The 13,488-nt window shown below is 46.1% G+C and carries 15 protein-coding genes; 2 read left to right on the top strand and 13 right to left on the bottom strand.

From position 1 onward, the window contains the following. Positions 1-92: 92 nt before the first annotated feature. The 5 genes from rplS to ffh form a co-directional block, all read right to left on the bottom strand. Positions 93-446, bottom strand: coding sequence for a 50S ribosomal protein L19 (gene rplS / locus L5M29_RS00505; RefSeq protein ID WP_006080791.1), 354 nt, complete (start codon positions 444-446; stop codon positions 93-95). 34 nt (positions 447-480) lie between these two features. Further along, positions 481-1,227, bottom strand: coding sequence for a tRNA (guanosine(37)-N1)-methyltransferase TrmD (trmD, locus tag L5M29_RS00500; RefSeq protein WP_263165641.1), 747 nt, complete (start codon positions 1,225-1,227; stop codon positions 481-483). Between the two features lie 15 nt (positions 1,228-1,242). Then, positions 1,243-1,773 carry a ribosome maturation factor RimM gene (gene rimM, locus L5M29_RS00495; RefSeq protein WP_006080789.1) on the bottom strand — a complete coding sequence of 177 codons (531 nt, stop codon included), beginning with the start codon at positions 1,771-1,773 and terminating at the stop codon, positions 1,243-1,245. Positions 1,774-1,793: 20 nt separating this feature from the next. Continuing rightward, on the bottom strand, positions 1,794-2,045 hold the full coding sequence (rpsP, locus tag L5M29_RS00490) for a 30S ribosomal protein S16 (RefSeq protein WP_006080788.1): 252 nt from the start codon (positions 2,043-2,045) through the stop codon (positions 1,794-1,796). A 217-nt stretch (positions 2,046-2,262) separates the two neighbouring features. Further along, the gene (ffh, locus tag L5M29_RS00485; protein ID WP_006080787.1) at positions 2,263-3,636 is read right to left on the bottom strand and encodes a signal recognition particle protein; all 1,374 of its coding nucleotides are present in this window, start codon (positions 3,634-3,636) and stop codon (positions 2,263-2,265) included. Positions 3,637-3,925: 289 nt separating this feature from the next. Here ffh and L5M29_RS00480 point away from each other — a divergent pair, with 289 nt between their 5' ends. Together L5M29_RS00480 and L5M29_RS00475 are read left to right on the top strand one after the other, a co-directional pair. Further along, the gene (locus tag L5M29_RS00480) at positions 3,926-4,714 is read left to right on the top strand and encodes an inner membrane protein YpjD (RefSeq protein WP_028760813.1); all 789 of its coding nucleotides are present in this window, start codon (positions 3,926-3,928) and stop codon (positions 4,712-4,714) included. Positions 4,715-4,813: 99 nt separating this feature from the next. Further along, entirely contained in the window at positions 4,814-6,088 is a 1,275-nt protein-coding gene (locus L5M29_RS00475; RefSeq protein ID WP_113940661.1) for an HlyC/CorC family transporter, read from the top strand. Between the two features lie 130 nt (positions 6,089-6,218). Here L5M29_RS00475 and L5M29_RS00470 read toward each other — a convergent pair whose 3' ends face one another. The 8 genes from L5M29_RS00470 to lepA all read right to left on the bottom strand — a co-directional run bounded on the left by L5M29_RS00470 (position 6,219) and on the right by lepA (position 13,469). Beyond that, positions 6,219-6,743 carry a DUF962 domain-containing protein gene (locus tag L5M29_RS00470; protein ID WP_105249854.1) on the bottom strand — a complete coding sequence of 175 codons (525 nt, stop codon included), beginning with the start codon at positions 6,741-6,743 and terminating at the stop codon, positions 6,219-6,221. A gap of 209 nt (positions 6,744-6,952) precedes the next feature. Further along, the gene (gene acpS / locus L5M29_RS00465; RefSeq protein WP_263165638.1) at positions 6,953-7,336 is read right to left on the bottom strand and encodes a holo-ACP synthase; all 384 of its coding nucleotides are present in this window, start codon (positions 7,334-7,336) and stop codon (positions 6,953-6,955) included. Then, positions 7,336-8,073, bottom strand: coding sequence for a pyridoxine 5'-phosphate synthase (pdxJ, locus tag L5M29_RS00460; protein WP_263165636.1), 738 nt, complete (start codon positions 8,071-8,073; stop codon positions 7,336-7,338). The genes acpS and pdxJ overlap by 1 nt, the downstream gene beginning before the upstream one ends. Before the next feature lie 70 nt (positions 8,074-8,143). Then, positions 8,144-8,854 (bottom strand): DNA repair protein RecO, encoded by a 711-nt coding sequence (gene recO, locus L5M29_RS00455; protein WP_028760818.1) that lies wholly within the window; start codon positions 8,852-8,854, stop codon positions 8,144-8,146. A 28-nt stretch (positions 8,855-8,882) separates the two neighbouring features. Continuing rightward, on the bottom strand, positions 8,883-9,899 hold the full coding sequence (gene era, locus L5M29_RS00450) for a GTPase Era (RefSeq protein WP_028760819.1): 1,017 nt from the start codon (positions 9,897-9,899) through the stop codon (positions 8,883-8,885). Next, on the bottom strand, positions 9,896-10,576 hold the full coding sequence (rnc, locus tag L5M29_RS00445) for a ribonuclease III (protein WP_012088603.1): 681 nt from the start codon (positions 10,574-10,576) through the stop codon (positions 9,896-9,898). Before rnc ends, era begins: the two co-directional genes overlap by 4 nt. A 1-nt stretch (position 10,577) precedes the next feature. Next, positions 10,578-11,495: a signal peptidase I gene (gene lepB / locus L5M29_RS00440; protein WP_263165633.1), complete on the bottom strand. Its 918-nt coding sequence runs from the start codon at positions 11,493-11,495 to the stop codon at positions 10,578-10,580. A gap of 183 nt (positions 11,496-11,678) precedes the next feature. Next, a complete protein-coding gene (lepA, locus tag L5M29_RS00435) occupies positions 11,679-13,469 on the bottom strand; it encodes a translation elongation factor 4 (protein WP_028760822.1) in 1,791 nt (596 codons plus the stop codon). Positions 13,470-13,488: the final 19 nt, after the last annotated feature.

Below are 13,488 nucleotides of genomic sequence, written 5' to 3'. Positions count from 1 at the left end.
AAGTATAAATACTCAAAAAACAGCAACAAAAAACCGCCACTAGGGCGGTTTTCTGTGCGAACACTACGTCTTGTTTTCTGTAGCGGTAACTATTACTTAGTTGCCAGCTTCTCACGGATACGTGCAGATTTACCTGAACGATCACGCAGATAGTACAGTTTGGCGCGACGAACGCGACCACGACGCTTAACTTCAATGCTAGCGATCAGTGGGCTGTGCGTTTGGAAAGCACGCTCAACACCTTCGCCATTAGAGATTTTACGTACTGTGAATGCAGAGTGCAGACCACGGTTACGCTTAGCAATTACAACGCCTTCAAAAGCCTGTAAACGCTCTTTATCGCCTTCTTTAACACGAACCTGAACGACTACTGTATCACCAGCACCAAACGCAGGTACGTCTTGTTTCATTTGCTCATCGTTGAGCATTTTAATGATGTTGTTCATAACTTACTCCGTTCTAGAATTAACTGAGCTACGACTAAGCATGCTTGTTCATTGCTTCAACGAACTGCGCTAATAGAGTCGTTTGTTCGTCAGTCAGAGCTAGATTTTGCAATAATTCTGGCCGTCTAAGTAAAGTCCTACCAAGGCTTTGCTGTAAACGCCAGAGTCTAATTTGTTCGTGGTTGCCACTTAGCAGCACTGCCGGTACGTCAAGACCATCCAAGCTTTCAGGGCGAGTGTAATGTGGACAATCCAGTAAACCGTCGGAGAAAGAATCTTGCTCCGCCGAAGCTTGTTTTCCTAGCACGCCAGGAACCAATCTCGATACTGAATCTATCAGAGTCATCGCCGGTAATTCGCCGCCCGAAAGCACGTAATCCCCTATCGACCACTCTTCATCCACTTCCGTTTGAATGATGCGTTCATCAATACCTTCGTATCGACCACAGACCAAAATCAAACGTGATGATTGAGCCAACTCAGTGACGCCTTGCTGATCCAGCTTGCGTCCTTGAGGTGACAAGTAAATCACCTTCGCACCTTCACCCGCTGCGGCTTTCGCTGCACGGATGGCATCGCGCAAGGGTTGCACCATCATCAACATTCCGGGACCACCGCCGTAAGGCCTGTCATCTACCGTATTATGTCTATCATGGGTGAAATCACGGGGATTCCACGTGTGCAACTCGAGCAGGCCGTTTTTCACGGCTCGACCCGTAACTCCAAAGTCTGTCACGGCACCGAACATCTCTGGGAACAGGGTTATTACCCCTAACCACATCTGTTGTACCTCGACTTAGAAGTCAGGATCCCAATCCACTAAAATCTGTTTACCTTGCAGGTCCACCGTTTTGATGAACTGCTCAGGGACAAAGGGGATCATACGTTCCACTTTGCCGAAACTATCTTTAGCGTTGGCTTTAACAAGTAATACGTCGTTCGATCCTGTTTCCACGATCTGATCGACAATCCCCATGTTATAGCCTGTTGTATTGACCACTTCGCAACCGATGAGATCACGCCAGTAGAATTCATCTGCTGGCAAATCGTTCATCTGTTCCGGCAAAATCGCAATCTCACAATTTGTGAGCATTTGCGCTTGCTCCCGTGTTTCTACGCCATCAAGTAAGGCAACAACGGCCTTGCCTTGATAACGCCACTGGGTGACCTTTATTTCGCGCCACTCACCATTTTCTTTAATAAGCCAAGGTGAATAGTCAAAGATACCTTCAACAGAATCGGTATAGGCGGTGATTTTCAGCCAACCTTTAATGCCATGACAGGAGCCTAATTTCCCCAGTACGACTGGCTGTTGGTTACTGCTCATCAATCTATACCTTAACGCTATTAAGCTGTTGCTTTACGAGCGTCTTTGATCAGTTTTGCTACACGTTCTGTAGCAGCTGCACCGTTAGAAACCCAGTGCTCAACGCGAGCTAGGTCTAAACGTAAAGTTTCTTCTTGGCCACGGGCCAATGGGTTGAAGAAACCAACACGCTCGATGAAACGACCGTCACGAGCGTTACGGCTATCAGCAACAACGATGTTGTAAAATGGACGCTTTTTTGCGCCGCCACGAGCTAAACGAATGGTAACCATGCGTTTTCAATCCTCTAATGATTTGCTTGAAGCAAAAATAAAAACTGGAACCCCGTGTTCGCGAAGAGTCCCAGATAGAAAGCCGGAAGATTTTACCTGACTTTCCAACGAATGCAACCAAAGATGGCGATTATTACGCCTGTGCCCTCAGTAAGCGGTTCATTGTTGCCAGAGTCAACCGACTGATAAAGTGCTAAGTTTAACTAAAAATGCCCGATTAACGTCCCGGAAATTTCATTCCTGGCGGCATCATGCCACGCATTCCGCGCATCATTTTTTGCATGCCGCCCTTAGCAGACATTTTTTTCATCATCTTTTGCATTTGCGTAAACTGTTTCAATAAACGGTTTACGTCTTGGATTTGCGTGCCAGAACCCGCAGCAATACGACGCTTGCGTGAACCCTTGATTAAATCAGGGTTCTTACGCTCTTTGGACGTCATAGAATTAATGATGGCTTCCATTTGGCCTGTCATCTTGCCGTCTTGGATTTGCGCTAAGGCTTCTGGGGGCAATTGACCCACACCGGGTAGTTTTTCCAGCATGTTCATCATGCCGCCCATGTTTTTCATTTGCTGTAACTGCTCACGGAAATCTTCTAAATCAAAACTGCCACCCTGCTTCACTTTCGAAGCCAGTTTCATGGCCTTTTCTTTATCGACGCCGCGCTCAACTTCTTCGATAAGCGATAACACATCGCCCATGCCCAAAATACGCGAGGCAATACGATCGGGATGGAACGGTTCTAACGCATCGGTCTTTTCACCGACACCGAGGAATTTAATTGGCTTGCCGGTAATATGGCGAATCGATAACGCTGCACCACCACGTGCATCACCATCGACTTTGGTTAAGATAACCCCTGTCAGTGGCAAAGCTTCGTTAAACGCCTTAGCCGTGTTCGCCGCATCTTGACCTGTCATAGCATCCACAACGAACAAGGTCTCGATAGGCTTGACCGCAGCGTGTAAGCCTTTGATCTCGTCCATCATGGCTTCGTCGACGTGCAGACGACCCGCGGTATCGAGGATCACCACATCGATAAACTTTAATTTAGCGTGGGCAATCGCCGCTTTCGCAATGTCGATTGGCTTTTGGCTAACGTCCGATGGGAAAAACTCCACCGCCACTTCTTGCGCTAACGTCTCAAGCTGTTTAATCGCCGCGGGGCGATAAACGTCAGCACTGACGACTAATACCGATTTTTTATGGCGTTCGCGTAAAAATTTACCCAGTTTGGCCACACTGGTGGTTTTACCCGCACCTTGCAGACCCGCCATCATAATCACAGCTGGCGGCTGAGTGGCTAAATCTAGGGCTTCATTCGCCTCGCCCATGGATTTTTCAAGTTCACTTTGAACTATCTTAATAAAGGCTTGGCCAGGGCTTAAGCTTTTAGAGACTTCTTGGCCTACGGCACGTTCTTTTACGTTATTAACAAATTCGCGCACCACAGGCAGGGCAACATCGGCCTCCAGCAGTGCCATACGCACTTCGCGCAGGGTTTCCTTAACGTTTTCTTCAGTTAAGCGACCACGGCCACTGATATTTTTCAGTGTGCGTGACAGTCTGTCGGTTAGGTTCTCAAACATCGTCCTGTTCTATACCTTTAAGAATCTCGATTGATGGGCTGTATTATAACGATGCATGCGCATTATGCTACTGCTGCACCCATCTTGATTGTGGTTAAGTGTTTTACTTGCGCTGAGTCATGTTTTATTGTCGTCGACACACTATTTAACCCTAACAATAAGAATCTGCTAAATTTTGCAACTCATGTCACTGCCCATTTGCCGACAGCTCATGTTATTCTAGGGAAAATATTGATCTGTATGCCCCGTTTTTAAGGCACCTTTAACTACACAAATAGGTTAATTACCCATGGTCATCTTTTCTGCCTCAGCCATGTTTTTTTATTGCATTGCATTGGTACTAGTGACGAGTAGATTGTTTCACCCAGACGGTCCGAATCGCCGTGCTGTCGCAGGCTTTGCCGCTATTGCGGTAATTTTGCATGCCGCAGCATTATCACAAGTGATTTTCACCACAGATGGCCAAAACTTTAGCCTGACGAATGTGATTTCCTTAGTGAACTGGATTATCGCTTTTACTTTTACGATATTGATGTTCAGGCTGAAGGTCATCGTCGTCGTGCCCGTGGTTTATGCCTGCTCAGTGCTTTCGGTTGCCCTACTCTGGTTATTGCCGCCTAAATTCATCACACATTTTGAGCTTTATCCTGAAGTATTAGCCCACGTCGTATTGTCACTCATGGCCTACAGCGCCCTGATGATTGCCGCCCTGTATGCGATACAACTGGCGATGATCCAAAATAAACTGAAGAAAAAACAATTTATGCTGAGCCCTGGCATTCCGCCGCTGATGACAGTTGAAAAACAGCTTTATCACCTGGTGATTATCGGCGTTATCTTGCTCAGTTTGTCGCTCGCGACTGGTTTTATCTTCCTTGAAGATATGTTCGCCGATGGTAAAGGTCATAAGGCAATTCTGTCGATAATGGCTTGGTTTGTATACATTACTATGCTGTGGCAACAGTATTGGGTCGGTTGTAAAATTCGTACCGCAGTCATTTATACTCTGACTGGCGCATCCTTACTTTCGCTCGCGTATTTTGGCGCGCGCATTGTCAAAGAGTTAATCCTCAACTAAACATTTAAGTCGGCTGGGGCAGTTATTGCTGCGGCCGACTTGACACTTTTTTTAAATGTCGGTATTTACTTAAGTTTACTGGCCACATTGGAGCCTTTTTTGGACGCTATATCGACAAGCGCACTCCTGATCGTTTTACTAGTGCTTATCCTATTCTCTGCCTATTTTTCAGGCTCAGAAACCGCAATGATGACTCTCAACCGTTACCGTCTACGCCACTTAGCCAACAATGGCCATAAAGGGGCGATTAGAGCTTTGAAGTTACTTGAGCGTCCTGACCGTTTGATTGGATTGATCTTAATTGGCAATAACTTAGTCAATATTTCCGCATCTGCTATTGCGACTATCATTGGTATGCGTCTTTGGGGCGACTTAGGGGTCGCTGTTGCAACTGGCGTGCTTACGTTAGTCGTGCTCGTTTTTGCTGAAGTCACGCCAAAAACCATCGCAGCGCTAAATCCTGAGCGTATTGCTTTTCCCTCTAGCATACTGCTACTTATACTTTCCTCGACCTTTGCCTATGTTGTCTCAAGCGTTAATTTGATAACCACAGGTATCTTACGTTTGATGGGGATAAAAACCGTTAATAGTAGCGATGCACTAAGCCAAGAAGAGCTGCGTACTGTGGTGCATGAGGCAGGGGCACTCATCCCCCGACGCCACCAAGAAATGCTGTTATCTATCTTGGATTTAGAGAAAGTCACCGTTGAAGATATTATGGTGCCACGCTCAGATATCTACGGAATTAACGTCAATGACGAATTTAAGGTTATCAATCGTCAGGTGATCCAAAGTCCACATACCCGAGTGTTAGTGTATCGCGACACCATAGACGATGCAGTGGGCTTTATTCACTTACGTGACGCCCTGCGCCTCCAATCTAAAGAGCAATTCAGCAAGTCATCTTTGTTGCGCGCAGTGAAAGAACTCTACTTTGTGCCAGAAGGTACACCACTCAATGTGCAGCTAGCTAACTTCCAACAAAATAAAGAGCGCATCGGCTTAGTCGTTGATGAATATGGTGATATTCAAGGTCTAGTAACACTCGAAGATATTCTCGAAGAGATTGTCGGCGACTTTACCACTTCTATGTTGACCACCCCGAGTGAAGACATTAAGGTCCAGCAAGATGGTAGCTACTTAGTTGATGCGGGCATTACGATCCGCGATTTGAATAAAGAAATGAAGTGGAACTTTCCCACCGATGGCCCTAAAACCCTCAATGGTCTGATTCTGGAGTATCTGGAGGAAATTCCTTCTGCGAATACCAGTTTACGTTTAGCAGGTTATCCATTAGAGATAATTGATGTGTCAGAGAATATGATTAATACAGTGAGAATTATCCCGCTGTATTATCATCCCCCCAGAGTTTAATCCTCAATTTTGAGCATAAAAATTGGCCGAACCACACAAGTTAAGATGTGGTCCGGCCGACGATTTCCTCCAAGCGATGATGCTCCCCCAAGCTATAAATCTATCTACTCTAATTCACTATCTAGCCAAGCTATGCAGACTTTTTCGCCTCAAGTATACGACGCTTCTCAAGCGCCATTGGCGTTATCTGGGCATTCAGCGCCTTTTCTAAGCCCAACATAAAATACACTTCCGCCATTAAGAAAAATGGCCCAATTAATAGCTGATTTAAGTCATCCACAAAGGCAGGCTTGGCTTTTTCATATTGATGGCCGATTAGCTGGAACACCCAGCCCACCACAAATACCCCTAGGGCAAGCCAAGTGGCACCGGCGATATGCGCCGCCCATTCAGTCGTGAGCAGCACAGGTACCATGAATAATATGAGTCCCATTGAAAGCCTTAAGTGTAAACGGACATAATAGGCCAATACGAATATACCGACTATCACTGCTAAACTTGTCTCTCCCATACTCCCCAGCGGAATACGCACTGTGGCCAACAACAGGAAAGCAGACCAAATAATCAGTGGGATGCCAATAAAATGGGTCTGAATATTACGCTGATTTAAATGCACACTTTTGTAGGTCGATAACTGCTCTGCGGCGGATTTCATGTCGGGTTCCTCTTCATTTGCCCCTGCTTTTACGTGCGCCAAATTGAGCGACGCGCAATCCATAAACTAACGTAAAATAATTAAGCTGAACAGTAAAAGTAAATAAATTGTTGCATTCAGTAATTTGGTACTGATTTGGATACCCATCCAGAAATGAAAAAAGGAACCCTAAGGTTCCTTTTTTACCGCCAACAGACACAAACTCGGGTTTATTGAGACTCTATGATTACCGTCGCAATCGCGTAGGATTTTTCATCGGCAATAGAGATATGCCCAACCGTCGCTTTAAGCTGCTGTAAGCGAGTCAGCGCCCCCTCGGTAAAGTGAATCGTCGGTGCACCATCCTCATTGTTGCCAATGTGAATATGCTGAAACGACACGCCGCGGCCAATACCCGTACCGAGGGCTTTGGCTGCGGCTTCTTTTGCAGCAAAACGCTTGGCAAGATAACGACTTGGCTGACTATGGGCAGTATAAATGGCTAACTCAGCCTCGGTCAGCACACGTTTCGCCAGCTTGTCACCTGCGCGTGCCACATGGGCCTGAATACGCTCAATCTCGACGATATCTGTGCCTAGACCGATAATCGCCATTACTCGCCCCGACGACCTTCAAGCATTAACACTTTCATGTCTTTCACTGCTGTCGCTAAACCGTCTATCGCGGCACGGGCGACAATCGCATGGCCGATATTGAGCTCATATAACTCAGGAATCGCCGCAATCGGTTTCACGTTGTGATAATGCAGACCATGACCTGCGTTAACCACTAAACCTTTGCTATGGGCGTATTTGGCCATTTCGCTAATACGCGCTAACTCAGTGGCTTCTTCTGCTTCCGTTTTCGCATCGGCATAACAGCCAGTATGAATTTCAATAAGCGGTGCGCCAGCGGCAACAGCGGCATCGATTTGGGTTTTATCGGCATCGATAAATAAGGAGACTTGAATACCCTCAGCAGCTAAACGAGTCACTGCAGCAGTGATTTTATCTAACTGCCCCGCTACATCTAAACCACCTTCAGTGGTGACTTCTTGACGTTTTTCTGGCACTAAACAGACATAGGTCGGCTTAATTTCACAGGCGATGTTAAGCATTTCTTCGGTCACAGCACATTCAAAATTCATGCGGGTTTTCAAGGTTTTTGCCAACAGATACACATCGCGGTCTATGATGTGGCGTCTGTCTTCACGCAAATGGATAGTGATGCCATCGGCGCCAGCATGTTCAGCAACGGCAGCAGCATGCACAGGATCAGGATAACTGGTGCCACGGGCTTGGCGCAGAGTAGCAATATGGTCGATATTCACGCCCAATAAGATACGGCTCATCGGGAACTCCTTAATGTTTAACGCTGATATTGCGGCCTATTGTACTTAGGCTCACGCTAAAAAACAGGAGCTAGGGCGAATTATTCCCATCAATCTTAGTTGGTACGGCAGTGCTGACGAACAATTGTCGACTCAACAAAGGTTTAGTCCCGAGTAATGGCGTTAATAGGGAGCGCATCAACAACTTAGCGCTCAAAAAATGTGCGTCGGTGAGCTGGTTATCGTTAAGCGCCGTCAACATTGCCCCTTGATAAGCATTGCGAGCACGGGAGTTGAGCACAAATTGAAAACCTAGCTCAGGCACGAGCTGATAATAATCGTCAGGTACGAGTGGTTCACCTTGAGTATCGCGACTAAGAGAAGGCATAAAACCTAATTCCCGCAGCAAGGCAAGCTCAATATAACGCAGTTGGGATTGGCAAAACTTCGCGGCAAGGCCGACTAAGGCTTGATGATAAATGAGGAACAACTCTTCAGCATTGTGCTGTACAGACAAAGTGCGAACCAATAACTCATTGATATACATGCCAGCAAACAAGCTTTGACCAGAAAGAGGCACAGCAGGTGCAGCGGCTTCGACTTGAGTTAAGGTTTTTAATTCAGACTTACCGCTAAATTCGAAGATCAGCGGTTGAAAGGGCTGGAGAATACTCTTGATAGAGCGCTTACCGCTGCCGGTTCGGGCAACCACATCAACCCGTCCAATGCCGTCAACTAAGAGGTTAACTAAGACACTGGACTCTCGATATGGGCGATGATGTAAAACGTAACCACGTTTCATCGGTAAGCGCGCTCGCTGAAATTAATGCTTAATCGTCGCCGTAACCTAAGCTACGCAAGGCGCGTTCATCATCGGCCCAACCAGATTTCACTTTCACCCACACTTCAAGGAAGACTTTATTATCAAATAAGGTTTCCATGTCTAAGCGGGCTTGAGTCGCAATAGTGCGAATACGTTCGCCCTTGCTACCGATCACCATACGTTTCTGGCCTTCACGCTCAACGAGGATCAGGGCATTGATTTGATAAACGCCATTTTCCATCATCTTAAACTGTTCGATCTCAACCGTCGCATCATAGGGTAATTCATCACCTAGGAAACGCATCAGTTTTTCGCGCACAATTTCCGACGCCATAAAACGTTGCGAACGGTCGGTAACATAGTCTTCAGGGAAGAAGAAAGGTCCTTCAGGAATAGACGCCGCCGCTAGCTCTAAAATGCGCTTAACGTTGGTACCTTTACTGGCTGAAATCGGCAAAATTTCATCGAAAGGATATTTTTTGGCGACTTCTTCCAAATACGGGAACAGCGATTCTTTGTCTTTGATATTGTCGACTTTGTTAATCGCCAGAATTGTCTGACGCTCTTCACCGCCACGGCGTAATTTACTCAACACCATCTCATCATCGGCGGTCCACGTCATGCCATCGACCACGAAAATTACCATAGCTACATCGGCAAGCGAACTGGCTGCTGCGCGGTTCATAAGGCGGTTAATCGCCCGCTGCTCTTCTATGTGTAAACCTGGTGTATCGATGAACACGATTTGCTTCGGACCATCGGTATGAATACCCATGATACGGTGGCGCGTTGTTTGTGGCTTTTTAGAAGTAATACTTACCTTCTGACCAAGTAAACGGTTAATTAACGTTGATTTACCGACGTTAGGGCGACCAATGATCGCTACCATGCCGCAATAAGTGACATCGTATTGGGCCGACGGCGTTGGCGCGGCCGCATTCATCCTTGCCAGTAATTCATCTAAACTCGGCTCAGTTGCCGCTTTTGCAGCATCGATACCTGACAAGTCTGTTTTTTTGGTCATTTCTTTAGTAACTCCAATACTTGAGCGGCCGCGATTTGCTCGGCTTTACGGCGTGAACTCGCCACACCAATGACGCTTTGACTCAAGTCTTCAATACGACATTCAACGGTAAATGTCTGATCGTGGGCATCGCCTTCTATGTTGATGACTTGGTAATCAGGCAGCGGCTTTTTAAACCCTTGTAAATGTTCTTGCAGTAATGTCTTAGCGTCTTTCTGACTGATCCCAGGTTGGATTTCGGCCAAACGCTCGGCATACCATTTCAACAGTAATGCACGGCAAACTTCGAGATCGGAATCAAGGTAAACGGCGCCAATAATGGCTTCAACTGCATCGGCAAGAATCGACTCGCGTCTAAATCCGCCACTTTTCAACTCGCCAGGACCGAGATATAAATAATCGCCGAGCTTAAACTCTTGGGCGATGATAGTTAAGGTATCACCGCGAACTAAGGTGGCACGCATCCGGCTTAAATCGCCTTCGGTTGCCTTCGGAAACTGATGATACAAAGCATCAGAAATCACGATAGATAAAATTGAATCACCTAAAAACTCTAAGCGCTCATTATGCTTATTTGCCGCACTTCTGTGGGTCAGCGCTTGAGTTAAAAGCTCAATATTCTTGAACTCATAACCTAAGGTACGACACAAACGTGGCAAATTTTTAATCGGTTCCATGCTATTTAATTCCACCTACACGCTCAAAACGCACACCGCTAGGCACCCAAGTTGGGAGGAAGTCGGCTTTTGAACGGTCAAATTCAAAACTAATCCAAATCGCTACCGCTTTACCGACCAGGTTTTCTTCTGGCACAAAGCCCCAGAAACGACTGTCGGTACTGTTATCGCGGTTATCGCCCATGGCAAAGTAATGGCCTTCTGGCACTAAAAACTCACCCGCGGATAAATTACCTTCGCGCTTAAAATACCCCAGCATGTCAGGTCGACTTGGGTTGATCAAAATATCGTGGGCAACATCACCCAATTCCTCTTTATAACGCAGTAATGGCACACCATCTTGGCTGTAATCACCACGACTGATCTCTGTGCGGGCGATAACTTGCGGTTCTGGACAAGCTGTTTGCTCAACACCACAGGCCTTTTGGATCATCAACTGTTTATTACGGTAAATAATTCTATCACCCGGCAAACCGACTACACGTTTGATGTAGTCAATTTGCGGATTTTCAGGGTATTTAAATACCACCACGTCACCGCGTTTGGGCTCGCCAGTTTCAACCAGTTTAGTGCGCCATACGGGATCTTTAAGCCCATAACTAAATTTTTCCACCAGAATGAAGTCGCCCACTAAGAGGGTAGGCATCATAGAACCCGATGGGATTTGAAATGGCTCATAAATGAATGAACGTAGGATCAACACAAAGGCAATCACAGGGAAGATAGAGTGCGCGGTTTCGACTATGGTCGACTCACGAATGATTTGGTACTCAGCTTCTTCAGTTAAATTCGCTTGTGATGCCTTTGCTAACGCTAAACTCTCACGACGCTTTGGGGCGAAAACGAGCACATCGACTAACCAAATAAGTCCTGAGATCAGGGTGATTAGCACTAGAATAATGGAAAAATACGCTGCCATTGCTTATTGAACTCCTGCCTTAAAAATAATTAAAGGTGCCTAACTCAGCGAATATCATACTTTAGTTAACTTACCGTATTCGACCTTGGTAAACCAAAGTGATAAACCAATGCGATAACCTAACTAAAGCGCCGCAAACAGCGGCGCAATAGTCAACTAAATTGTCACTTATTATGCTAACGATTACTCGTTTAGCTTAAGTACCGCTAAGAATGCTTCTTGTGGCACCTCAACGTTACCCACTTGCTTCATCCGTTTCTTACCCTCTTTTTGTTTATTTAAGAGTTTTTTCTTACGAGAAACGTCGCCGCCATAACACTTAGCCGTTACGTCTTTACGCAGGGCTTTTACGGTTGAACGGGCAATAATTTGACTGCCCACCGCCGCTTGAATCGCAATATCAAACATCTGACGTGGAATAAGTTCTTTCATCTTATCCACTAAGGCTAAACCACGGTGACGAATGTTTGATCTATGGATAACCATAGCCAAGGCGTCGACTCGGTCGCCGTTGATGAGAATATCTAAACGCACCATGTCTGCAGGATCGAAACGAATAAAGTTATATTCGAGGGATGCATAGCCACGGCTAGTTGATTTCAAACGGTCGAAAAAGTCCATGACCACTTCCGCCATTGGCAGATGGTAAGTTACAGCCACTTGGTTACCGTGGTAAACCATGTTCACTTGGGTGCCACGTTTTTCAATACACAGGGTAATCACGTTACCTAAGTATTCTTTTGGCACTAAAATGTTGGCCTCAACAATCGGCTCACGCATTTCTTCAATGTTGTTAATCGCAGGCAGATCAGACGGGTTATCAACGTAAATCGTTTCACCGCTAGTCATCACGACTTCGTACACTACGGTTGGCGCAGTGGTGATCAACTCTAGGTTGTATTCACGCTCTAAACGCTCTTGTACGATTTCCATGTGGAGCAGGCCTAAATAGCCAATGCGGAAACCAAAACCGAGTGCCGATGAACTTTCAGGTTCAAAGAATAATGACGCATCGTTCAGGCTGAGTTTGTTCAACGCATCACGGAAGTTTTCATATTCGTCGGTCGAAATTGGGAATACGCCAGCGTATACCTGTGGCTTCACTTTCTTAAAACCAGGTAACGGCTTTTCAGCACCATTTTTGGCTAAAGTTAACGTATCGCCCACGGGCGCGCCGTGAATTTCCTTCAGACCCGCAATCACAAAGCCGACTTCACCGGTTTTAAGTTCGGTTTTGTCAGTTTGTTTTGGAGTGAAAATACCCACGCGATCCGCAGTGTGGTTTTGCCCTGTAGACATTACCTTAAACTTGTCACCTTTTTTCAGGCTACCGTGTTTAATTCGCACTAAAGACACTACGCCTAGGTAGTTATCAAACCAAGAATCGATAATCAAGGCTTGCAATGGTGCGTCAGGATCGCCTTCTGGCGGTGGAATTTTGGCAACAATGACTTCTAAAACCTCGTCGACACCGACACCGGTTTTAGCCGAACAACGCACAGCATCCATCGCATCGATACCAACGATATCTTCAATCTCGGCAGCAACACGTTCTGGATCGGCTTGTGGTAAGTCAATCTTGTTTAAAATGGGTACCACATCTAGATTCATATCCAGCGCGGTATAACAGTTTGCCAGTGTCTGAGCTTCAACGCCCTGACCCGCATCAACCACCAGCAAAGCACCTTCACAGGCAGCTAATGAGCGCGAGACCTCGTAGGAGAAGTCAACGTGACCTGGGGTATCAATAAAGTTGAGTTGATAGACAAGGCCATCTTTGGCTTTATAATCCAAAGTGACACTTTGTGCCTTAATCGTAATACCACGCTCACGTTCTAGATCCATAGAATCTAAAACTTGAGAATCCATTTCACGGTCGGTTAAACCGCCACAAACCTGAATAAGACGATCTGATAGCGTCGATTTACCATGGTCGATATGGGCAATAATTGAGAAGTTTCTAATTTGTTTCATTATGCTGCAATGACTAATA

It is taken from the genome of Shewanella sp. SM95, assembly GCF_025653595.1.
Classification (GTDB): Bacteria; Pseudomonadota; Gammaproteobacteria; order Enterobacterales; family Shewanellaceae; genus Shewanella; species Shewanella oncorhynchi.
Note: the sequence above shows the minus strand (reverse complement) of the source record. Positions and strands in the feature narration are given on the sequence as shown.

Excerpts from the sequence above, each read along its gene's own strand:
- rplS (WP_006080791.1), bottom strand. The coding sequence starts at position 446 with ATGAACAACATCATTAAAATGCTCAACGATGAGCAAATGAAACAAGAC.
- lepA (WP_028760822.1), bottom strand. The coding sequence starts at position 13,469 with ATGAAACAAATTAGAAACTTCTCAATTATTGCCCATATCGACCATGGT.
- lepB (WP_263165633.1), bottom strand. The coding sequence starts at position 11,495 with ATGGCAGCGTATTTTTCCATTATTCTAGTGCTAATCACCCTGATCTCA.
- rimM (WP_006080789.1), bottom strand. The coding sequence starts at position 1,773 with ATGAGCAGTAACCAACAGCCAGTCGTACTGGGGAAATTAGGCTCCTGT.
- L5M29_RS00480 (WP_028760813.1), top strand. The coding sequence starts at position 3,926 with ATGGTCATCTTTTCTGCCTCAGCCATGTTTTTTTATTGCATTGCATTG.
- pdxJ (WP_263165636.1), bottom strand. The coding sequence starts at position 8,073 with ATGAGCCGTATCTTATTGGGCGTGAATATCGACCATATTGCTACTCTG.
- rpsP (WP_006080788.1), bottom strand. The coding sequence starts at position 2,045 with ATGGTTACCATTCGTTTAGCTCGTGGCGGCGCAAAAAAGCGTCCATTT.
- era (WP_028760819.1), bottom strand. The coding sequence starts at position 9,899 with ATGACCAAAAAAACAGACTTGTCAGGTATCGATGCTGCAAAAGCGGCA.
- trmD (WP_263165641.1), bottom strand. The coding sequence starts at position 1,227 with ATGTGGTTAGGGGTAATAACCCTGTTCCCAGAGATGTTCGGTGCCGTG.
- rnc (WP_012088603.1), bottom strand. The coding sequence starts at position 10,576 with ATGGAACCGATTAAAAATTTGCCACGTTTGTGTCGTACCTTAGGTTAT.
- L5M29_RS00470 (WP_105249854.1), bottom strand. The coding sequence starts at position 6,743 with ATGAAATCCGCCGCAGAGCAGTTATCGACCTACAAAAGTGTGCATTTA.
- recO (WP_028760818.1), bottom strand. The coding sequence starts at position 8,854 with ATGAAACGTGGTTACGTTTTACATCATCGCCCATATCGAGAGTCCAGT.
- ffh (WP_006080787.1), bottom strand. The coding sequence starts at position 3,636 with ATGTTTGAGAACCTAACCGACAGACTGTCACGCACACTGAAAAATATC.
- acpS (WP_263165638.1), bottom strand. The coding sequence starts at position 7,336 with ATGGCGATTATCGGTCTAGGCACAGATATCGTCGAGATTGAGCGTATT.